Origin of the sequence: Companilactobacillus huachuanensis (genome assembly GCF_005404815.1) — a bacterium.
Lineage (GTDB): Bacteria > Bacillota > Bacilli > Lactobacillales > Lactobacillaceae > Companilactobacillus > Companilactobacillus huachuanensis.
Genome location: NZ_BJDF01000008.1, coordinates 22611 through 45544, shown reverse-complemented (window position 1 = coordinate 45544; position 22934 = coordinate 22611). Strand labels below are relative to the sequence as shown.

The window sequence follows — 22934 nt, the reverse complement described above, 5'->3', positions numbered from 1 at the left end:
ATGAAAAAAATAATGACGCGATTTGCAATTTTAATATTGTCTGTCTTTACGGTAAGTGCTGGGGCCACAGCCGCAACTTTACCTTTGATGATGAAGAGTTTTCCTAATATTAGTGCCACAACTATTGAATTGTTGATGACGATTCCATCCCTTGGAATTATTATTTTTACCCCAATCAGTAATCTCGTCGCTGATCTCATCGGTGTTAAGAGAACTATTATGACTGGTTTAGCTTTAATTTTTATTGGTGGAGTTATTCCTGCCATTACGATGAACTTTTCATTGATTTTAATATCAAGAATTGTTTTAGGACTCGGAACTGGTTTGTTAATGTCCTTCTCACAATCTCTTATCATTCAATTATATGATGGTCGTGATCAACAAAAAATGCTTGGACTATCCAGTGTTTTTCAAGGGTTAGGGATGTTTGTTATGACTTATTCAGCTGGAATTTTATTGAACAGCGGATGGCAAATGTCATATTGGATCTATCTGATTGTTTTACCAATCATCCTTTTGGTTGGCATTTATGTACCCAAGACAGTGGGCATGATTTCCGAAGCAGATGCAAATCAAAATAAAGCCAACGATAGTAAAAAAGTTGATGGCAAAATTTGGTTGTTAGCACTCTTTGCTTTCATGTTTAATGCAACCTTCGCTTTTATTTCAATTAAGTTTGCACTTCTAGTTGTCTCACGTAATTACGGAACTGCTTCTGATGCCAGTACTTTATTAGGTTTGATGGCTTTCGCTATGGCTGCTGGTGGATTTATCTTCATGTATGTTCAAAAAAATTGGTTCCAGTACACGACGGCCATTGGATTGGGATTTGCTGCAGTAGCCTTTTTAATGTTAACAATTTCTCATTCGCTTATCTTGAGCGCCATCGGAGTTATCCTAGTTGGAATTTCGGTTTCAATCTTTATGGCATCAATGATTGCCAATATCAATCGAATGACCTCTGCGAGTCAAGTCGCTTTCTCAACTTCAGTCGTTATGACTTGCGCCAATGTGGGAACACTGCTTTCACCTTACTTAGCTAAAGGCATCTCGTCATTATTTAATAATCTTGAACCTGGTTTTACTTTTGAAGCCGGATTAGTGATCTTCGCAGTATTATTCGTTATCGCTGCTTTTGCTGGGGCCAATTATTCAAAACTAGAGCATACTGAATCTGATAAGTTACCAAATAATGTTAAGGCTTAAAAATAGGGGTATTAATATGTTAAGTGAACAAGCAAAACAAGCAATAAAAATTGCAAAAAGTATTAAGCAACAACAATCCGATGAGTTAAAACCTGAAACAGCTGTCTTTTTGAGGAAAGACGCGGATGAACATAACGGAGTCTCAATTCCAGATAATATCAAGCTTACGGAATACGACGATTCAGTTAAAGGTGAGCTTTATGAATTACAACATAGTAGATACGATACTGTTCTAATGTTTATTCACGGTGGTGCTTATGCTACTGGATCAGTTAAGTCACGTCGCAATCTTTGTTTTAGCTTAATGAAAGTTATGAATTATGATGGCTTTTCAGTTGATTATCGTCAATGGCCTGAAGCAAGACATCCTGCTGCTCAAGAGGATGTCATTGCAGCTTATAAATTTTTGAAGCAAAAGTATACTCATGTTTTTGTTTTTGGAGAATCTGCGGGTGCTACCTTAGCACTGACGATGACATTGCAATTAAAAGCAGAGCAGGAAGAACTACCTGAAAAAATTGCTGTCTTTTCACCAGTGATCACTCAAATTAATATCATGGCTTCGGAGTTTTTGATACAAGAAAGAGATCCGATGTTGTTAGGAGCTGGAGATCCAGTACCATACTTCGATGATCCGTATGCTAAAGATCCGTTAGTTTCGCCAATTTATGGTGACTTTGCTGGTTTCCCACCATTGATGATCAATTGTGGTAGTGAGGAAGTTAAGTACGATGATTCGAAAGTTTTGAATTATCTTTGTCAAAAAGCCGGAGTTGATGTCACTTGGGATGTTTGGCAAGACTTATTCCATGTGTTTGTACTTTTCGATATGCCTGAGACGGACCAAGCATTGAATAAGATTTCTAAATTCCTTAAATAATGGTTATCTGATTTTTTCACCTTTCAACCTTTAGACGCGGAACATAAGGGTGCGACAAAGCATAACTTTTTCCGTTCGAATCGAATAGGGACTGTAATCCAAGATCGGATTACAGTCCCTATTCAATTTAATACTTGAAAGTTGAACATATTTTGTTCCACTATTTTTTTTAAATATGTTGATTCTTTCTAAAAGCTAACGGTGATAATCCGGTCATTTTTTTAAATGTTCTGGATAATTGCGATTGGTTTTTATAGCCAATTAATGTAGCAATTTCACTGATTGGCAATTGGGTGAACAATAACAACTGTTTGGCAGACAAGACCTTTTGAACTGTTAGAAATTCAACAACGCTGATTCCGGTCGTATCTTTGAAGAGATGCATCAAATATGATTTGCTACAACCGACATTTTGGGAAATTTCGGAAACGTCTTCAACGTTAGCCAGATTATCATAAATATATTCTTGAGCACGATAAATGATTGAAGGAATGTTTTGACGTTTTATTTGAGCCACATTCTTAACGAACCTTTCCCCAATCGTTCGGGTATATTCGTAAATATTTGTGATGTTTCGGATTGCCTCAGTCTTTTTGATACATTCATCACTCAGATTATAAGCATCCTCAGCAAACATGCCACCACGAATTGCTGCTCGAGTGAAGAGGGTCGTTGCCGCTACGGTAATATTTTTCTTACTTCGGAGATCATCAGGAGCAAGAATACCAAAATTACCTTGATCCATGAAAGTTACATAATTGTCATTGAACTCCTTGAGATTGCCGTGTTCAACACCAAGTAGCATTTTCTGCTCAGCTAAATAACCATTGTGCGATGGTTTATTTTCATTGAAAGATTCAAGTTGTTGGTTGGGACGATCAATAATGTCATAATCCGTCAGGTCCAACTGATTACTGGAAAAATTGGGCACGGTTTGAGTCAAGGATATATAAAACAGATTCAATTGAGCCTTGAATGTATTGAAGTCAATCAAGGGAATTTTATCGGCATATTTACCATTGCCAGTGATGGCGCTTGAGGCTGCCCAAATGATAAATTTGGAATCGTCCAACCTGAATGTGGCGATGGAACCAATTCTTGAGAAGATGGAAATTGTAATATTCTGATTGATATTATTCAACATCTTTTCCTGTAGACCAGTTGGTAACATTGGTGCAACAGTCATTTTTGCCAAATAAGTTTGTTCATTTTTAGGATTAAAGATGAAGACTGATAGATTGGTAGCAGTGTGGAAGAAATCTGTAACCGTTTTAAAATTCATGGTTATACCTCGATTAAAAAGCTTTATTAGTTAAAAAAAAGTGATAATCAACAAATTAATGATAACAGAATTGCGATAATAAAAATATATTAATAACGTATGGCAAGCAGATTAGGAGAAAAAAGATGAAAACCTATTTAGCTTTTGATATCGGAGGCACCAAGCTTAAATATGCTTTGATCAATGATCAAGGTCAACTTTTAAAGACATATTCTGAGAATACAATAAAAACCTCGCAAGCAGAATTTTTAAAAAGGTTTAACGAAATTATTCAAAAGTTTCAATCACAAATTTCAGGTATTGGAATCAGTGTACCTGGGAAGGTTAATGTAACAGACCAGAGCATTAGTTTTGGTGGGTCACTGCCGTTTTTGGATGGAGTTTCCTTTAGCAAATCGCTTGATACTAAACTGTCGATTTTTGTTGAAAATGATGCCAAAGCAGCAACCTTGGCCGAAATATGGCAAGGGTCCTTGAAAGAGGTTAAAAACGGAGTCATGTTGGTGTTGGGGACTGCAATTGGGTCAGGCATAGTTTTGAATCACCAACTAGTTTATGGAAGTCATCAACAAGCTGGTGAGGTTAGTTTTATGAGTTGTGGAAAATTTGATATGGATGATTTAATGGGAGGTCGTAGCTCAGCTGTAGGGCTTATTCAAGATATTGCCAGTCATTACGAGCTGGAGGATATCAATGATGGACCTAAAGTATTTGAATTGATTAAAAGTAACGATACTTATGCCAAAGAAAGATTTCAAAAATTCTGTCGCAATGTGGCACTCTTGATTCATAATATGCAGACTGTTTTGGATGTTGATCAATACGTTATTGGTGGTGGAATTTCACATCAAGCAATCGTAGCTGAGGGTATCAATAAAGCCTTTGATGAATTACGTGCTGAGAATAAGTTTGTTAATAATACTTTGACTAAACCACAAATTGTCAGCTCTAAATTATATAACGCAGCTAATCTCTATGGATCAATTTCGAGATTTGAAATGGTAACAGAAGGTACTAATGAATTGAAAAGTGTAGGTAATATGTAATGGAAAATAACTTAGAATTTCCGGAAAACTTCTTATGGGGTGGGGCCACTGCTGCCAATCAACTGGAAGGTGGATTTGATTGCGATGGACGTGGCCTTTCAATTGCTGATGCACTTCCGAGTGGTAAAAAAAGATTTGAAATTGTCCAAACTCCGGATTTTGAATGGAAAATTGACGAAAATAAGTATCAGTATCCAAATCATTTAGGGATTGATTATTATCATCACTATAAGGAAGATATCGGTTTATTTGCGGAAATGGGATTCAAAACTTATCGTTTTTCTATCTCGTGGAGTCGAATTTATCCTCGTGGGGATGAACAAGAACCCAATCAAGCTGGGTTAGATTTCTACGAGAAAATTATTGATGAATGTTTGAAATATAAAATTGAACCAGTCATCACGTTATCTCATTATGAGATGCCACTGATTTTGGCAAAAGAATATGGTGGCTGGAAGAATCGTCAGTTAATCGAATTTTTTGCCAGATACACTAAGACGGTCATCGAGAGCTTTGGTAACAAGGTTCATTATTTTTTGACTTTCAACGAAATTAATTCGGCTTCACAGCATCCAATTATGGGACAAGGTTTGATTCCAAGTAACGGTGGCAATGACAAGAAAAACGTCTTTCAAGCTTGGCATAATCAGTTTGTTGCCAGTTCTAAAGCAGTTAAAATTGCACATGATTTTAATCCTAATATTAAAGTAGGCTGCATGTTGTTGTATGCCACTTCATACGCCTATAATTCTGACCCCAAGAATCAAATTGCTAACTTGCAGAACAATCAGGACTTTAATTATTTCTGTGGAGACGTTCAAATTCGTGGACAATATCCAGCATACACAAAACGCTTATTTGCCAAATATGGATTCACTAAAGCAGACTTGGATATTACTAAGGAAGATCTACAAGAGTTGAAAGCTTACCCAGTCGACTTCATTTCCATCAGCTATTACATGTCTACAGCCATTGAGACTACTGGTATCACTAATGAGCAGGTAGCTGGAAATCTAATGGGCGGCGTGAAGAATCCGTTTTTAGAAGTCAGCGATTGGGATTGGCAGATTGATCCGACTGGTTTGAGAATTGCATTAGATGAATTATATGACCGTTACCAAAAACCGATTTTTGTAGTCGAAAATGGGCTAGGAGCAAAGGATAAAGTAGAAGCTAATGGCAAAATTTATGATGATTATCGAATTAATTATTTAAAGGCTCACATCGAGGCTATTGGGGAAGCAATTGTGGATGGTGCCAAAGTTATGGGTTACACACCTTGGGGATGCATTGATTTAGTCAGTGCTTCAACTGGTGAAATGTCGAAACGATACGGCATGATTTATGTCGACTTAGACGACAATGGACAAGGAACTTTGTCACGTAAGAAGAAAAAGTCGTTCGAATGGTACAAACAAGTAATTAGTACCAATGGTCGCGTTCTAACCAGCGACAATTTAAAATATTGAGGAAATTGAAATGAATCAACCAAAAATTCAAAAAGTAGATAAGGACCTACTATTTTATGTCAGCCGTTTAGCAACATTATTCTCAATTTTGATGTACGTTTCCTACATTCCTCAAATAATGAATAATTTAGCGGGCAGCAAGGGGAATCCTTTACAGCCATTGTGTGCGGCGTTGAATAGTACATTGTGGGTCTCTTATGGATTGCTGAAACGTAAAAAAGACTGGCCAGTTATAATAGCCAATCTACCGGGAATTGTCTTAGGAATATTAACATTTATCACTGCACTTTAAATTGAATGTTTAGTTATGTATGCCGTTTCCAGAGCTGAGAGTATTCAATTGCTGCGCGGAACGATCCGAGCCAAAGTGCGGTCTCGGACCTCGGTTGAAACCTCGCAAAAGCCGCGAGTCTTCAACACGCCCGGTGGTGTAATTGCTAAAGCAATAACGCCACTTTCGCTGCAATTGAATACTCTCAGCTCTTCCAACTAGTTTATTTTTTTTAATTGCGTAACAGTGAAATAAGGACTTCTGCTTATTTAAATAAATTGACTTTAGACCTTTAATAACATGACTTATACCTCCAAAGTTAGAACAACTTTGGGGGTATATTATTTTTTTGCCTTTCAACCTTTAGTATTTAATTAAGAAACTAGATATACAAATTAATTAGCAGGTATACAAAAAATTAGCTTCCAATCGTCAGTTATGCAGACAGCTGTGGGAGTGGTGTTAGAGCTTTAGCTCTTACTCCACTGACGTATTTTGAGATTCGCGGTCTATTCGAAGCTCAAAATCGAGGCGCGAGACCGTACTTTGGCTCGCACCGGTCACAAAGCAGACTGCATTACTGACGATTGGAAGCGGCAAAAAAAGGAGCTTATCCTTCCGTGGATAAAGCTCCTTTTGCATCTCTAATAACATATTCTTTAGTTAACTTGGAAGAAATCCGATTTTTTAATTCGTCATTCTCAAAAATAATTTCGTTATAATCGGATTTCTTGAGGCGTTTGGCAACTTGCATAGTGAAATACCTTAATTTCAAAATATCATGTTTCTTCGACTTCTTCAAAAACTTCTTTATAAACTTATTTATTATTACATCTCCAAATTGAACAACTTTGGGGATTTCGATTGGTACAGTATTGGCAGTGTACCAAATCTTTTGTTTCCCGGGTGTAAAAATAACTTCTGTGTCATTAACATAGGGAATCTTTTTGATATTAATCGCTACAGCGACAACTCGTTTCGACATAGTTAAGACTCCTTTCATTTAGCTTTAAGTTCATCATATCACAGGTATTTTCATTTATTTTAATGAAAGCGTGACTAATTTGTGAAGTTAAATGAATTGAATCAGTTAGACGATTCGTCGGGTACATATTCGAGGATATCGCCTGGTTGACACGATAATACTTCACAAATCTTTTCCAGTGTCGAGAAACGGATGGCTTTGGCCTTACCATTTTTTAGAATGGAGATATTTGCTTGAGTAATACCAACTTTTTCAGCCAATTCAGTTACAGTCATTTTGTGTTGCAATAGTAGTAAATCCAAATTTATTTTTATCATAGGTCACCTAAATTGTCAGTTCATTTTCTTGCTTGAATTTGATTGAATTGATCAAAATTTTTTCCATCACAGAGACGAAGGCTGAAATGGCTAGAGGAAATAAGACGAAAGCTAAGGCTAGAAGAATTATCCCAGGGGCTCCTCCCTGATGGGCCGTTATTACAATGAAAGGGAGAATTCCTGCAAGGGTGACTGAAGCGGCAGTGAACAAGTAACGGACGATTCTAACAAAATGTAGTGCTTTTTTGGTAAAGAAATCATGTTTGTCAATCAGACGGAAAATTCTGAATAAATAAAAGCTGATTACGAAAACTACCAAGCAAGTTACGTACAGTGAAATTATTGTCAATAATTGAAAGTGCACCATTGAATGAGACTGAATTGAAGAAAACAGACCCAGAGTTAACATGAAACAGAATAATAGCAGAAAGGCATCGATTCCTGCTGTGACTATTTTAAGAAGCGTCGTTTTGATTTGCATATTTAGGACTCCTGTCATTTGTTAAATGTATTTTACGTCATTTCATATCGATAAACAATATAAAAATATCGAAAATCAATATAAATGAAAATTAAATGTTTATTTTAAAGTATGGAAAGCGTTACCATATATACATAGTTTAAAAAGAAGGAGTAATTCATATGAGTGTATTTCCAAAGAACTTTTTATGGGGTGGCGCCACTGCTGCCAATCAATACGAAGGTGCCTGGGATGTTGATGGTAAAGGTATCAGCACTGCCGATCTTTTGTTAGGTGGAACTTACGAAAAACCTCGTACTTTTACAAAAAATATTCAAGCTGGAGCTTATTATCCATCTCATCAAGGTAGTGATTTTTATCATCATTATAAAGAAGATATTAAATTATTAGCTGGTATGGGTTATAAAACATATCGGATGTCAGTCGCTTGGACAAGAATTTTTCCTAATGGCGATGATGCTACGCCAAACCAAAAGGGGCTAGACTTTTATCGTAATGTTTTTGAAGAATGCCACAAATATGGAATCGAACCATTGGTAACTATTTCTCACTACGAGATGCCTTATCATTTGACCGAAGCATACGGTGGTTGGGGAAATCGCAAGGTTATTGACTTTTATGTTAAATATGCTGAAACATTATTCAAGGAATACAAGGGGCTCGTTAAATATTGGTTAACTTTTAATGAAATCAATATTGGAATGTTGTTTGGTGGTTACATGTCACTTGGCTTGCCAGTTAAAGATGGACAAGCACCATTCAATCCTAAGATGTCTGATGAAGATGTCCAGAACAATCTTCAAGGCTTACACCATCAATTCGTTGCCAGTGCTTTAGCTGTTAAAATCGGTCACAAGATAAATTCTGACAATATGATTGGTTGTATGATTGCTGGGAATGTCAATTATCCTTTAACATCTAATCCTGATGACGTTTTGAAGGCCCAATTAGCTAATGAAATTAATAATTATTATTGTGGTGATGTTCAAGTTCGTGGTGCTTATCCACACTTTGCTAAACGTTTTTGGAATGAACACAATGTTAAATTAAACATCACAGCTGAAGATACTGAAGTTTTAAAGGAAGGTACCGTTGACTATTACAGTTTCAGTTATTACTCATCCAATACTTTGACGACTGATCCTAGTAAAGGTGAAGCCGCTGGAAACTTCTCCGTTGGCGTCAAGAACCCTTACTTGAAATATAGTGAATGGGGTTGGAGCATGGATCCTAAAGGCTTGCGTTGGTATCTTAATGATGTTTATGGCCGCTACGGAATTCCTATCATGGTTGTTGAAAATGGACTAGGAGCTCGAGATACTGTCGAAAAAGATGGTTCAATCAATGATGACTATCGTATCGACTATCTTAAAGGCCACGTTGAACAAATGAAAGAAGCTATCAAAGATGGCGTTGACTTGATTGGCTATACACCTTGGGGCTGTATTGATCTAGTTTCAGCAGGTACTGGTCAAATGGCCAAACGTTACGGTTTCGTATATGTTGATCGTGATGATGATGGAAAGGGTGATTTCGGCCGAACACCAAAGAAAAGTTATTACTGGTATAAGAAAGTTATCGAATCCAATGGTGACGTATTGTAGAATTTGTAAGCGTCTTGATTGCTTGATGAGTTAAAATCTTTCATAATATAAGTACAATCTCAAAGCAAAGAGGTAATTAATTATGAAGGACAAAGTACCTAGGGTTACGCTGAGAGTATCCATTATTGTACTGGTTTTAATTGCGATAGGACTCTATTCATTTAATCAACCAAATGCGTTATTGGCACTATTTGCAGTAATTGTACTTTCGGTTATTTATTTGGGTGGCATGGAAAAAAATCACGATAAGTTCATGCGTCATCGTCGTAATGATCGAATTTCTAAATTTCGTAAGAAACTTTAAATTTTATTTAAGAATATTGAAAAAAGAAGACATTTTCGACAAAAAATGACTTCTTTTTTTTGGCATAACTGATATGCTAAGGGTGTGTAGATATATATTAATTTATCAGGGAGATATGTGTTTATGAAAAAATATACAAAAATGGTACTGGCAGGAGTTTTGCTTTCTAGTACTGTATTAGGGGCAAGTACTTCAGTCGTTCAAGCTGCAAGTAGTAATCCATTGAAGGTTGATACTAGTTCAATTACTAATAATGTCATTCAAGTTATTAATGATTTGTTAGGTTCAAAGTCAACAGCAAATAAGGTCAATGCACAAACTCAATTTACTGACTTGGTAGATGGTAGTACTTTAACTGCTACACCAATTTTCGGTGAAAAAACTGCATCTTCATTCTTGAGTACTTTGCAAGGTGAATTGAATGTTGTTGATGAAAACGGGCAACTGGTTCCTATAACAGCTGTTACTACAGATTCAAAGACTGGCTTTGTAACCGAAGTTAGTTATACATTGGATGGTACAACAAAGAAAGCCAGCGTTAGTTACAGTCTTGCTAAGCCCACCGTATCATTTAGCCAAGGAACAACGATGAATTATACATCGGCTGATGAAGCTAATGCTAGTTTAAGCAAGTTAGTTACTGCTAAAACAACGAATGGTAATGATGCTAAAGGTAATGTTAATGCAGCCACTTTAAGTTCAAATCCTACTTCAGTTACTGCTAGTGGTGCGGTCGTATTTACACCAAGTGATATTTATGGAAGTGGTATTCCGGCTACTGGAACTGTAAATCTATATAGTGCTCCAACTGTACCTAGTCGTGTAGTATCAACAGAGGACGCCGCAAAGAGTCCAATTGCTTTTACTGCTAATGGTCAAAAATTCTTGGCAACACCAACTGATACAACTGATCTTACGGCAATTAAGTATACTGTTGCTGCAATTGATTCTGCAGGTAATCCAGTAAATGATTCAGCTACTGGTAATGCAATTACCTTTACCGGAGTAACAGGACAAGCTACTTTAACAGCAAGCACTGATACTGCAGTCAATTACACGATGGTCTTCAAAGATGCCAAGACTGGTAACGTCGTGTTTACTAAAGACGCAACTGGAAAAGTTGGAGATACTATTGATAGCGCTGCTGCAACTACAGCACTTACGGGTACAGATTATAGTTTAAGTGGTGATCAATCATCAACAACTTTAGCTCAAACTACTACGGAAGCTGACTTTACCGTTACAAAGGCTGCCAAAACTACCGTAAACTATATTGATTCAATTACAGGAAAATCAGCAGGTACAGAAACATTAACTGGTAACAATGGATCATCAACTATTTTGAAGAGCATTCCAACTGGCTATCAATTAGTTAACTTGGGTGACTTCATGCAAACATTGAATGCTGATCAACCAACGAAAGATATCTATGTTAAACCAATTCAAAGTACAGTAGGCAACCTTTCATATACTGTTACTTACAGAGATAAGACCACTGGCAAAGTAGTTGGAACTCCTGTTAAGAGTGAAGGTGCTTTAGGCGATTATATCGGACTAACTGCTCCAGATGGTTATGCTTTTGCTTCAATTGTTGACAATGGATTCTTATTACTCAAGAACAACCAAAATGTAACTAAGTACGTAATTGCTGCAGACACACCATACAGCATTTCTTACGTTGACCAAGATACTGGCAAAGAGGTTGGAACTGAAGCTGGTAAGGGTGCTGATGGCTCAACAATCGTTCTAAAGGCTCCAACAGGCTATGCTTTTGTTAGCGCTGATGACGTTAACTATACGATTGACAAAGACACACCAACATCAACTGTCTACGTTCAAAAATCTGATCAAACTGAAGATAACATCGTTTCAGGTTATCCAAAGAATGGGTACATCAAGATTTACAACGAAAAGGGTAAGTTGAATAATGATGTTGTCTTGTCAGAAGGTTCAAGTTGGATCATTGACAAGTCATTGACTATCAATGGTGCGGAATACTATCGTGTCGCTACAAATGAATACGTAAAGGCTAGTGATGTTTACAAGTACACACCATTACAAACTGTTGCTACAACTAATAGTGAGAATTTGACACCTGTATACAACAGTCGTGGTCAAGTAATTATTGATCGTGCTTTGGATACAAATACTCCTTGGTACACAGATCGTTCTGCAACTATCAAGGGACAGAAGATGTATCGTGTTGCTACTGATGAATGGATCAGGGCCTCCGATTCAACATTGAAATAATTTTTGAAAATACACTAATTTAAAGATTAGTGTATTTTTTTGTCTACGCTTTCACAAAAGAGTACACTTGGTATTAAAATGAAGGGGTTGATTGGATGCGTCAGATGATTGAAATGTTAGTTGTAGCGTTGGTTGCAGGGTTAGTTGTTGCTATTGTTTCGACTTTACATATGAATGGAATTTTACAAAGCATTATCTATGCCGTTTTAGTTGGGTTAGTCATCTATGCAATCGCCTTGATTATGAGAATACACAAATAGGGGGAAAACCATGGATAGATTAACGCAAGGGATGGTTTTGGGCTTTGTTGCTTTTATAGTTATCTTTGGCTTGAGTATGTTTCATGTCAGTCAAACGGTAATTGGAGCTGCTTTACTGATTATCTTGATTATTAGTACGATTATTTTGAGAAGAATGAAGTCTAAATAAAAAAATGAATTGAAAAAAGAGTTGTATCACACTTAAAGAACCAAATAATTAGGTGTGATACGACTCTTTTTTTTGATTGATACAAAGGCTTTAAAAATAATTATTGGGATACTTATATAACTTAAGGTTGAAAGTTTAGTTAAGTATGCCGTTTCCAGAGCTGAGAGTATTCAATTGCTGCGCGGCGAGCCAAAGAGCGGTCTCGGACCTCGGTTGAAGCCTCGCAAAACCCGCGAGTCTTCAACGCGCCCGGTGGTGTAAGGACTAAAGTCCTAACGCCACTTTCGCTGCAAATGAATACTCTCAGCTCTTCCAACTAGTTTATTTTTTTAATGGCGGAATATTAGAATAAAGACTTCTGCTTATTTAAATGAATTAGCTCTAGGTTTGTAATAGCAATCGTTAGATTAATTTTTCACCTTTCAACCTTCAGTTATATAATTTAATTTTGGGAAGAATTGATTAATTAGACAGGGGGGGTTATAAATGCGGTGGCTCTAAAACGAGTTCCGCAGGCCAATTTCTTCCGCTTTTCATATCTTTATAAATCGCCCGCAAAGTACGGCGTGCAATTCATAAAGATACGAAAATGCTCGGAAATTCCCGGGCCTGCTCCACTCTCTATTTCCAGTTTATCTTAGAAAATATTCTTCTCCCTAATACTTCCCTCATAAACATAAATAATGGCCATGAGATCAAGAATAGGGCGATGTAAATATATGTGTATTGCCAAGTCAAAATGCTCTGTAAGCCGAAAGCATTGCCACTGAAGATGAATGAAATTATGAACAGGGCAAATGAGATTCCTATCATGACTTTTTTTCTGGTATACAGCGGATTGCTGATGGATATCAATGCACAATATCCAATCAATCCAATGGTGAAGACGGCCATGGTTGAAGTGGTTTCATAACTGAAATTGAAATGATTCCCTAAAACTGAAATTGTCATGATAAGTAAAATATTACAAATAGCAGATGGTAAAGCTATTTCCATAACATTTCGCATGAATCGGCCAGCTGGTGGGGTGTAGTTGGGTTCCAAAGCTAGGATGAAGGTTGGAATTCCGACTGTTAAAGCGTTGATTGGTGTTAATTGTGAAGGTTGAAATGGATAGCCAGTTCCTAATACGATAAAGATAATTGATAAAACAACTGAATAAATTGTTTTTATCAAAAATAGTGAAGCAACTCGTTCGACGTTATTGATAACTCGACGTCCTTCATTGAGCATAAAGATCATTGAATCAAAATTACGATTTAATAGTACGAAATCGGCTGAGGCTTCGGCAGCATCACTTTCTCCAGCAATGGCGACGCTACAATCTGATTGACGCATTGCTAAAACATCGTTGACACCATCACCAGTCATACCAACGGTCAGTCCGTTATCTTGCATGGCTTTGATCAGGTCAGCTTTTTGTTTTGGCCGCACACGACCAAAAATTTTATATTTTTTGACTAGGTCGTGATAGTCATCAGTTTCAGTGACACTACTCATGTCGATATAATCTTTTCCAGAAGAAATTCCGGCTTGAGCGGCAACGTTGGCAACTGTGACTGGATTATCACCGGAAATAATTTTAAGATCGATACCTTGATTGTGTAAATAATTGAAGGTGTCGGGCGCTTGTTTTCTAACTTCATCAGAAATCATTAGCAGTCCTAATAGTGTCTGTTCAGGGGATTCCTTTAAAATAGCGATGACCCGAAAACCACGTTCAGCAGCTTCTTCGACTGTCTTGGTAGTTTCTGGGGTGGGATTTTTAATGATGAATTCAGGAGCACCCATGATGTAACGAACATTATCATTTGATATGAATCCCGAATATTTGGTTTCAGATGAGAAAGGAATAACTTCTTTAACATCTTGTTGTAACGGTGCTTCATGTAGTGCTGTGACCGCCATTGCGGTGGCGTTGGTTTCTTGAGTGGCATCCACGATTTTTTGAGCAATCGCGTGAACTTGCTGCTCACTAACGCCATAAGTCTGAGTCTTTTTAACTGTTAGTTTACCGGTTGTGATAGTTCCAGTTTTATCAAGGCATAAGACGTCAACTCGGGCCAAAGTTTCGATGGCACTGAGGGAACGGACAAGAATGCGGCGTTTGGTTAAATTATAAGCACCGGTAGCTAAGGCAACTGAGGTTAATAGAACTAAACCTTCAGGAATCATACCGATAACGGAGGCCGAAGTGCCAAGAATAGCTTTAGAAAAATCACCACTCTTTAAAAATGAACGGAAGAACAAGATTAATCCAACAGGAATAATCGTATATGTTAAAATCTTTATGATATTATTGACAATTTTCATTAGAACACTGACCGAACGTTTCTCTTTGCCAACGGCCGCTGAAATTGAAGAAACAAAACTTTCAGTTCCGACTTGAGTCAATTGAACTTTAGCCTGACCGGCAATCGCAAAACTACCAGAGAAAACTTCATCGTCAGTTTTTTTACTAATTGTGTCAGCTTCACCCGTAATGCTTGATTCATTGGTCTGTAATCCGTTAGAATAACGAACAATCCCATCAGCAGGAATCGTATCGCCACGTTTAATAGACACAATGTCATCTTCAACAAGATCGGCAATGTCAACTTCTTGATCAGTACCATTTCGAGTGACCGTGAAAGTAGCTGAATGAACCAAACTAATTTTATCAATTGTGAGTTTGGCCCGAATTTCCTGATAACTTCCGATAATAATGTTAGCCACAACAGGACCCAAGAAGAACAGGTTACGGTATGATCCAGTTAAGAAAATTAGAATAGCAATGACTAAATTTAGAAAGTTAAACAGTGTAAATAAGTTATCGGACAGAATTTTAGGAATGGGTCGTGATAGCTTTTTGATTTGGACATTTGTTAGTCCTGCTTTGACCTTTGCATCAACTTGAGCAGTAGTTAAACCGGTCTTTATGTCGGTGTATTCATTAGGCTTTTTAATTTTTACCATACTCTACCTATGCCTGTTAGTTATTTTCTATCGAATGCTATATACTCTTTACATAAACATTTTTTGTTGCTGTCTTCAGAGCTGAAAAATAGTTATTAAGTGGCTGTAACTAAGATGGATGTTTAACTAAAGGTTGAAAGTTTAGTTAAGTATGCCGTTTCCAGAGCTGAGAGTATTCAGTTGCTGCGCGGAACGGCCCGAGCCAAAGAGCGGTCTCGGACCTCGGTTGAAGCCTCGCAAAACCCGCGAGTCTTCAACACGCCCGGTGGTGTAAGGACTAAAGTCCTAACGCCACTTTCGCTGCAAATGAATACTCTCAGCTCTTCCAACTAGTTTATTTTTTTAATGGCGGAATAGTAGAATAAAGACTTCTGCTTATTTAAATAAATTAGCTCTAAGCCTGTAATAATAATGATTAGATTAATTTTTCACCTTTCAACCTTCAGATGTTTAATCTTAATTATGTCTGAATACATATATTAAACCTTAGTTTGGGACTTTTTTTCAAAGTCATATATTCAATTTATAAAAAATTAGTCGGAAGAGCTGAGAAGTATTCACCAGCAGTGGGGGTGGCGTTATGGCTTTAGCCATTACCCCACCGGACGAGTTTGGAGACTTTCCGGTCTTTGGAAAGGCTTCAAACCGAGGCTTGAGACCGTATTTTGGCTCAAGCCGTTCCGCACAGCAGGCGAAATACTTCTCAGCTCTGGAGACGGAACCCACGCTACATAACTTAAATTTAACATAAAAGGATGAATTTAATTTGAACAATTTATTTTTTGATTTGGATGGGACGATTATTAATTCTGAAATTGGAATTATGAAAAGTCTGAAATACATGTACAAGCAAACTTTAGGCTATGTCCCACACGATGATGCAACGTTACATACCTTCATTGGACCAACTATTGGAGCTTCGATTGAAAAATATGATCACGTTGCACCAGATGATCCATTTATTAACCAAAGTATAAATGCCTTTCGTGAGTATTATCAAGCTGAAGGTTGGGAAGAATACACGGTTTTTGATGGTATTTATGATATGATGGAATCCTTAAAACATGCTGATAAAGAGATTTTTATCGCAACTTCGAAACCAGAAGTTTTTGCAAAAAAAATTATCGATCAGTTAAATATGAAAGACTATGTTAGACACGTTTTTGGAGCCGCTGATGATGAATCGATTCGTTCATTAAAAGAAGATGTCATTTCTTACGGAATTGAAAAGACTTCAGTTGAATTAGATACAAAGAATCTTGTTATGGTTGGGGATCGTAGCAGTGATATCGTGGGGGCACATAAGAATAATCTCAAGGCCATCGGGGTGACATATGGCTTTGGTGATTACGACGAATTAAAAGCCGCTAACTCTGAATGGATCGTAAAAAGTCCACAGGAGATTGCTAAACTAGCTATGGAGAATTAGAAATTATGAGCAAGTCAATGTCATACAACAGACACGGATTCACATTAGTTTTGTTATCAATTTGTTTGATGGTAATCGTATTTTTAGGAATCACGCTTTCAACTGTTTTGAATAGCAATTATGTCAAAAAAGTTGTCAGTAGTGAAACAAACGTCACATTGATCAGAAATTATACTAACCAAAGGTTGGGACGCTTAGTTAATAGTTACTCCGCATCATCCAATCTTTCATCAGTAACGCTGACTAATAATGATGTTAAGAAGATTATTAATACATCTGTGGATGAAGTATACAGTGACGACTCGAAATTAACTGTTGGTAGTGCTATTTTGGCTACGATCAGTTCTAAGTTAAAAAAAGAAGCCAAGCAAAATGGTTTGAATATTGATGGTGAAATTGATACCGTGATTCAGAGTAATGAAACCATCATGAATCAAATTGTTGATAATGATTTGGGCCAAATTGAGAAGGTCATTGAGCAAGTTCAGACTATTAAACGTTTAATTAAAACGGCGATGATCATAGCAGCGGTGATGTTTGTACTGTTGGCGATTCGTTTGCGAGTCAAAGTCGGATCAAGTATGTTATTTTTCCATCATTTGGGAACAGTTGGCATTTGTACATCAATTCTTTTGGCAATGTTATTGATGTGCTTTTACTATCCACTGCAGGATTTGATTGTAAGCAACATTGATTACAATATCCGTGACGTGTTATATAACGTGTTAAATGGTATTTTACTTAGTTATATCTCAATTATTTTCATGGTCTTTATTGTCAGTTTGTTGGATTGGGGTAGTACTACCAAGTATAAGTATTGATTCTGTCATACTCGATGGCCTGATATGTGCTAGTTAAATATGCCGTCTCCAGAGCTGGGAAATATTCACTAGCTGTGCGGACCGGTCCGAGCCTGTGAAGCGGTCTCGAACCTCAGTTCGAAGCCTTGACATAGTTCGTCAAGTCTCCAAACACGCCCGGTGTTGTAATGGCTAAAGCCATAACAACACTTCCACGGCACATAAATATTTCCCAGCTCTTCCGACTAGTTAATTGTTATTATTTGAATGTGAAAATATTCAATTGATTTTATACCTAGCCTATTTTAAATTCCAAAATATAATTGGTGTGAATATTTGTAATTAATTATCAACTAAAGGTTGAAAGATGAAGAATTAATATCGCTATTGTTGTTACAAGAATAGAGCTAATTTATTTAAATAATCAGAAATATTTGTTTTATTATTCTGTTATTAAAAAATAAATTAGTTGGAAGGGCTGAGAGTATTCATTTGCAGCGAAATTGGCGTTAGGACTTTAGTCCTTACACCACCGGGCGTGTTGAAGACTCGCGGTTTTTGCGAGGCTTCAACCGAGGTTTGAGACCGCTCTTTGGCTCAAGCCGTTCCGCGCAGCAATTGAATACTCTCAGCTCTGGAAACGGCATACTTAACTAAACCTTCAACCTTTAGTTATCAACTACTACTATGCGTAATAATATTTAATAAAAGTTGAAGTAGAAATTATGAAAATTGAAATTACAGAAGAAGCACAAGCTAAATTGGAACCATATGTTAAGGATGGTAAGAAAATTCTATTGGACCTTGACGATGGTTTTGGCAAATATTCTGATGAGGGTACTTGTGCTTTGTTGACGAAATTTAGAATTATCGTACTTGATAAAGATGCTGATTTGAGTGACTATTCGGTTCAGCTTGAAAGTCCTATTGGAACCATCTATTTCAAAGATAGTGCTAAGGACTTTCTGGATGATGGAATGTCCTTGCGCGTTGATCCAAAGACTCAATTGTTGATTTTTGCGAATACGAAAGAGATAATTGATAAGAGTGTTAATATCATTGAATAATATAATTATTTTTAGATATTTTTAGGGATTGCTACAAATTTTTGTGCCTTATAGGCATCAGAATTAATGAAAATTAGTCGAGGGTGTTGAGAGCATCAATCGGCCGTAATTAATTTCCAATCTATAGAAATTTAATAAAAATATTGAGGGAACTTAAAGACATTAGTCTTTGAGTTCCCTTTTTCTGTCAAGGAAGAAAAATGATAAAAAAATTCATTGTTAAACATAAAGTTTTATTAACGTTAGCTTTGTTTATCTTTGTTAGCATCTTTTCAATTTATCTAACCAGTTTGAGTGGTCATATTTGGTCGTTCTTAGGTATGAATAACGATGGTCGTTTTCATGTTATGCGTGTTGAAGGATTATATGAGTCAATGAAACATGGCATATATTTTCCAATCGTAAACATGTCCTTTATGGGTGGATTCGGTTATATTTCCAATGTGTTTTATTCAAATATGTGGCTTTATCCGGCGGCTTTTTTGAGAATGATGGGATTTACAACGGTTGAAGCATTCATGCTATTTTATGTATTTCTGAATTTCTGCACGTTGTTGATATCTTTTGGTTCTTTTTACCATGCCAGTCATAAGTATGATAAAAGTTTAGTTTTCAGTCTAATTTATACTTTATCAATTTATCGAATTTTCGATATGGTTCGTCGATTTGATTTGGGCGAAGTGTTAACTTTAACATTTCTGCCACTCGTTATTTTAGGCGTGTACGAGGTGTTTTATGGGGATCATAAACAATGGATCTATCTTACATTAGGAATGGTAGCGGTAATTTATTCACATGCATTATCACCAATTCTTATTGCTGTTTTCATTTTCTGGGTGGTCATATTTCGTCTAAAAGCACTTATTAAAGAACCTAAACGGATTTTGTCATTAATAAAGGCAGGTGCGGTTGCGTTAGCACTGACTGTGGCGTATTTCTTACCGATGATCGAGCAATTGCAACATACCCAATTTAAACTCACACATTCTCGACTTATTGATGTTTCACAAAATGGGATGAATTTAAAAAATTTATTTAATTGGAGTTTAGTTAATAATTTATACATTCAAAATATCGGCTTGATAATGTTGATAGTGTCATTGATTATTCCATTTGTCATCTGGTTCGTGAAAAATAAGGCAATCAGAGATTTCACAATTATCGGTGAAATATTATTATTCATGACAACTTCATTATTTCCTTGGAAATATTTTGTTAAAACACCACTGAATACGATTCAATTTCCTTGGCGATTCGATATGTTGGTTTCAATTTTATTTGCAATTTTTCTAGCCAGTGACCCTTTGAATTGGTTCAATACCAGTTGGAAAAAAGTTTTATTGGTCGGTTTATCGTTTGGTTTGGTTGTTGGTGCCGAACAAGCTTTGATTACTGATCATCCTAAAGAATATAACGTTTATGATTCGTTCAATGATCTTGATATTTACAGTATTGGTGGGGGCGAGGAGTATTTGCCTAAGGATGCAAGTTTGAATCAACTGATCTCGACACCACATATTCCACAATTAAAGAGTGGAACAGCCTCAATCAGTAGCTTTTCTCAACAGGGAACGAAAGTTCAATTTAATTTTAAGAATGCTAAAAATGCTAAGATCGACGTTCCGATTATTAGTTATTATGGATTCTCTGCAAAAAACTCAACGGGTAAAGTCTCGCCATTAAAAATGGATCTAAAGAACAATGGCTTAGGACAAGTTACAGTCAATGGTACCGGGACTGTTCGAATTAATTATTACAAGACTACGATTCAAAAAGTCAGCAGTTTATTCTCGATTTTTAGTTTAATAATTTTATTGGTCGTTATTATTTTTCAGAAAAGATTGCGAAATAGAGTATCTTTATTTAAGAATTAGTTAGTATAATAAAGTCTATTGCATGTTACAAAGGAAGGTATCAAAATTTATGCAATTAACTTTTTTGAAAAATAAAAAAACAAAGAAAATTGCCACAGTCATCTTCACCATTGCACTATTTGCTCTCGTTAGTTTTTTAGCAATTTATCAAACTGAGGTCTCTCACGGTAAAATCTGGGCTTATTTAGGAAGCAGCGACAATCGTTTCCATATGATGAGAATTGAAGGATTATACCATTCGTTACAACGACACCAATTATTTCCGTTTATCAACATGTCATTTATGAACGGATTTGGTTATATAGTTAATATTTTCTATTCAGATTTCTTGCTCTATCCAGCAGCATTCTTACGTTTGTTAGGCTTTTCGAGTGCACAAGCAGTTGTAAGTTACTTCTGGTTGTTGAACTTCTTAACTTTTGGCGTAGCTTTTCTCTGCTATTACAAAGTTAGTCCCAAATATCTTAATAGTTTAGTGTTCAGTTTCGTTTATACACTGTCAACCTATCGCTTACATGACATGCTCTTTCGTCAAGATATCGGTGAGGTGGGAGCGTTCATTTTTCTACCACTAGCAATGCTGGGAATTTACGAAATTTTCTATGGAGAACGTAGACAATGGTTGTATCTAACTTTTGGTATGACAGGCATTATATATTCGCATGCCATTTCACCAATGCTGGTCGCAATCTTGATTATTATGATTGCAATAGCACAAATTCCTGAGTTGAAAGCTGATCCCAAACGCCTGTTGTCATTGTTGTGGGCTACGTTATGTTCTGGGCTTTTGAGTTTGGCATACTTTGTTCCAATGATGGAGCAAATGCATCATACCCAGTTCATTTTGACGCAAACGAAGAGTCTCTTGCCAAATGGGGCAACTGACTTTGCAGATATGGTAACTTTCAGTTTGAATAACGGTATCGGTCAACCAAGTATTGGTTTGGTATTGATAGTGGCGGCGTTTATTCTGTTAGTTTCGATCACGAAAGTTAAAAATCCGATATTAAAGCAGTTTTCCGTTATCGGGATTTTGATGATATTGTGTACTACAAAGGTTATGCCTTGGGTCATTTTCAATCACACACCACTCAAGATGATTCAATATCCATGGCGCTTTGACATGATTGCTACGATTTTATTGGCCATCGTTATAGCGGCAGATCCATTGGGATTTCTTTCTAGTAAATATGCCAAAATTGGCCTGATGAGTTTAATTTTCTTATTCGCAATTTCAGGCAGTTACCGTTTGGTAAATGGTTCGCCGTTACAACTCAATACCTATGAGACATATAATCAACAGGAGCCCTTCAGTATAGGCGCAGGACAAGAATATCTGCCAGTTGGTACAAGTGTCGGGGAATTGCAACGAACGGCTCATAAGCCCGAAATTGAGAGTGGTAAGGCCAAGATAAGTAACTTTAAGCAGTATGGAACTCGTTTGAGTTTTAACTTCAAGAACGCCAAAAATGCAAAAGTCGATTTACCGATTATTGCTTATTATGGATTCCAGTCAAAACAGTCTACAGGGAAAGTTTCTAAGTTGACGATGGATAAAGATAATAATAATTTGGCACAAGTTACCATCAATGGTAGCGGTAAAGTAACGGTCGATTACTTTGAAACAATGTTACAAAAGGCCAGTCGTCGGATCTCGTTCTTGACGTTGTTGGTTATTATCGCAATTAGTTTTATCAATAAATTAAATCTGGTTGATTTTAATAAAATTGAAGGTTTAAGAAATAGTAAATCACGTTAGAAGTTGGCCGTCTCTAGGGGTGAGAATATTCTCGGACCTTACGACTAAATGGTTTTTTAAACAAAATAATTTTTTTGAAATTTAGATTTTTAAGTATAGACAAATTATATAAAAATGAGTTGTATCACACTAATCATCAGATTCTTTAAGTGTGATACAACTCATTTTTTTGATTTTAACTAAAGGTTGAAAGTTTAAGTATGCCGTTTCCAGAACTGAGAGTATTCAATTGCTGCGCGGAACGGCCCGAGCCAAAGAGCGGTCTCGGACCTCGGTTGAAGCCTCGCAAGAATCGCGAGTCTTCAACACGCCCGGTGGTGTAATTGCTAAAGCAATAACGCCACTTTCGCTGCAAATGAATACTCTCAGTTCTTCCAACTAGTTTATTTTTTTTATAGCAGGAACAGTAAAATGGAGATTTCTGATTATTTAACGTTTTCATTTTATTATTCCTGCCATAAAAAAATACTCTTAGATCTGGAAACGGAATACTTAACTAAACTTTCAATCATTAGTAGTATAATTA

Annotated in this window: 20 protein-coding genes; 15 read left to right on the top strand and 5 right to left on the bottom strand. The window is 36.6% G+C overall.

Annotated elements, in window-relative coordinates:
- Positions 1 to 1206 (top strand): MFS transporter, encoded by a 1206-nt coding sequence (locus FFM71_RS05965; protein WP_137611260.1) that lies wholly within the window; start codon positions 1 to 3, stop codon positions 1204 to 1206.
- A gap of 16 nt (positions 1207 to 1222) precedes the next feature.
- Positions 1223 to 2086: an alpha/beta hydrolase gene (locus FFM71_RS05960; protein WP_137611259.1), complete on the top strand. Its 864-nt coding sequence runs from the start codon at positions 1223 to 1225 to the stop codon at positions 2084 to 2086.
- Positions 2087 to 2255: 169 nt separating this feature from the next.
- On the opposite strand, the gene FFM71_RS05955 is transcribed toward FFM71_RS05960, so the two are convergent.
- Complete coding sequence (locus FFM71_RS05955) at positions 2256 to 3368, bottom strand: helix-turn-helix domain-containing protein (RefSeq protein ID WP_137611258.1); 1113 nt, start codon at positions 3366 to 3368, stop codon at positions 2256 to 2258.
- Positions 3369 to 3493: 125 nt separating this feature from the next.
- Between FFM71_RS05955 and FFM71_RS05950 the strand changes: the two genes are divergently transcribed.
- Genes FFM71_RS05950 through FFM71_RS05940 form a run of 3 tightly spaced genes read left to right on the top strand, consistent with a single transcriptional unit; the run spans position 3494 to position 6175 of the window.
- Positions 3494 to 4414: an ROK family protein gene (locus tag FFM71_RS05950; protein ID WP_137611257.1), complete on the top strand. Its 921-nt coding sequence runs from the start codon at positions 3494 to 3496 to the stop codon at positions 4412 to 4414.
- A complete protein-coding gene (locus FFM71_RS05945) occupies positions 4414 to 5883 on the top strand; it encodes a glycoside hydrolase family 1 protein (protein WP_137611256.1) in 1470 nt (489 codons plus the stop codon). The genes FFM71_RS05950 and FFM71_RS05945 overlap by 1 nt, the downstream gene beginning before the upstream one ends.
- A gap of 10 nt (positions 5884 to 5893) precedes the next feature.
- Positions 5894 to 6175 (top strand): SemiSWEET family transporter, encoded by a 282-nt coding sequence (locus tag FFM71_RS05940; protein WP_137611255.1) that lies wholly within the window; start codon positions 5894 to 5896, stop codon positions 6173 to 6175.
- Between the two features lie 589 nt (positions 6176 to 6764).
- Here FFM71_RS05940 and FFM71_RS05935 read toward each other — a convergent pair.
- The 3 genes from FFM71_RS05935 to FFM71_RS05925 all read right to left on the bottom strand — a co-directional run bounded on the left by FFM71_RS05935 (position 6765) and on the right by FFM71_RS05925 (position 7937).
- Positions 6765 to 7139, bottom strand: coding sequence for a hypothetical protein (locus FFM71_RS05935; RefSeq protein WP_137611254.1), 375 nt, complete (start codon positions 7137 to 7139; stop codon positions 6765 to 6767).
- A gap of 101 nt (positions 7140 to 7240) precedes the next feature.
- Positions 7241 to 7456 carry a helix-turn-helix domain-containing protein gene (locus tag FFM71_RS05930; RefSeq protein WP_137611253.1) on the bottom strand — a complete coding sequence of 72 codons (216 nt, stop codon included), beginning with the start codon at positions 7454 to 7456 and terminating at the stop codon, positions 7241 to 7243.
- 7 nt (positions 7457 to 7463) lie between these two features.
- Entirely contained in the window at positions 7464 to 7937 is a 474-nt protein-coding gene (locus FFM71_RS05925) for a DUF2975 domain-containing protein (protein WP_171000487.1), read from the bottom strand.
- A 161-nt stretch (positions 7938 to 8098) separates the two neighbouring features.
- Between FFM71_RS05925 and FFM71_RS05920 the strand changes: the two genes are divergently transcribed.
- From FFM71_RS05920 to FFM71_RS13390, 5 genes are all read left to right on the top strand, one after another.
- The gene (locus tag FFM71_RS05920; RefSeq protein WP_137611251.1) at positions 8099 to 9541 is read left to right on the top strand and encodes a glycoside hydrolase family 1 protein; all 1443 of its coding nucleotides are present in this window, start codon (positions 8099 to 8101) and stop codon (positions 9539 to 9541) included.
- An 82-nt stretch (positions 9542 to 9623) separates the two neighbouring features.
- Positions 9624 to 9845: a hypothetical protein gene (locus tag FFM71_RS05915; protein ID WP_137611250.1), complete on the top strand. Its 222-nt coding sequence runs from the start codon at positions 9624 to 9626 to the stop codon at positions 9843 to 9845.
- Between the two features lie 123 nt (positions 9846 to 9968).
- Positions 9969 to 12095, top strand: coding sequence for an SLAP domain-containing protein (locus FFM71_RS05910; protein ID WP_137611249.1), 2127 nt, complete (start codon positions 9969 to 9971; stop codon positions 12093 to 12095).
- Positions 12096 to 12190: 95 nt separating this feature from the next.
- Positions 12191 to 12355, top strand: coding sequence for a hypothetical protein (locus FFM71_RS13395; protein ID WP_171000486.1), 165 nt, complete (start codon positions 12191 to 12193; stop codon positions 12353 to 12355).
- A gap of 10 nt (positions 12356 to 12365) precedes the next feature.
- Complete coding sequence (locus FFM71_RS13390; RefSeq protein WP_171000485.1) at positions 12366 to 12524, top strand: hypothetical protein; 159 nt, start codon at positions 12366 to 12368, stop codon at positions 12522 to 12524.
- 621 nt (positions 12525 to 13145) lie between these two features.
- On the opposite strand, the gene FFM71_RS05905 is transcribed toward FFM71_RS13390, so the two are convergent.
- Entirely contained in the window at positions 13146 to 15479 is a 2334-nt protein-coding gene (locus tag FFM71_RS05905; RefSeq protein WP_137611248.1) for an HAD-IC family P-type ATPase, read from the bottom strand.
- A 766-nt stretch (positions 15480 to 16245) separates the two neighbouring features.
- Between FFM71_RS05905 and FFM71_RS05900 the strand changes: the two genes are divergently transcribed.
- The 5 genes from FFM71_RS05900 (at position 16246) to FFM71_RS05880 (ending at position 22408) form a co-directional block, all read left to right on the top strand.
- Entirely contained in the window at positions 16246 to 16908 is a 663-nt protein-coding gene (locus FFM71_RS05900; protein WP_137611247.1) for an HAD hydrolase-like protein, read from the top strand.
- A 5-nt stretch (positions 16909 to 16913) separates the two neighbouring features.
- Positions 16914 to 17729, top strand: a complete 816-nt coding sequence (locus FFM71_RS05895) for a hypothetical protein (RefSeq protein ID WP_137611246.1) — start codon at positions 16914 to 16916, stop codon at positions 17727 to 17729.
- A gap of 704 nt (positions 17730 to 18433) precedes the next feature.
- A complete protein-coding gene (locus tag FFM71_RS05890) occupies positions 18434 to 18775 on the top strand; it encodes an iron-sulfur cluster biosynthesis family protein (protein WP_137611245.1) in 342 nt (113 codons plus the stop codon).
- Between the two features lie 200 nt (positions 18776 to 18975).
- On the top strand, positions 18976 to 20649 hold the full coding sequence (locus tag FFM71_RS05885; RefSeq protein WP_137611244.1) for a putative glycosyltransferase family protein: 1674 nt from the start codon (positions 18976 to 18978) through the stop codon (positions 20647 to 20649).
- Positions 20650 to 20698: 49 nt separating this feature from the next.
- A complete protein-coding gene (locus FFM71_RS05880) occupies positions 20699 to 22408 on the top strand; it encodes a putative glycosyltransferase family protein (RefSeq protein ID WP_137611243.1) in 1710 nt (569 codons plus the stop codon).
- The last annotated feature ends 526 nt before the right edge of the window (positions 22409 to 22934 follow it).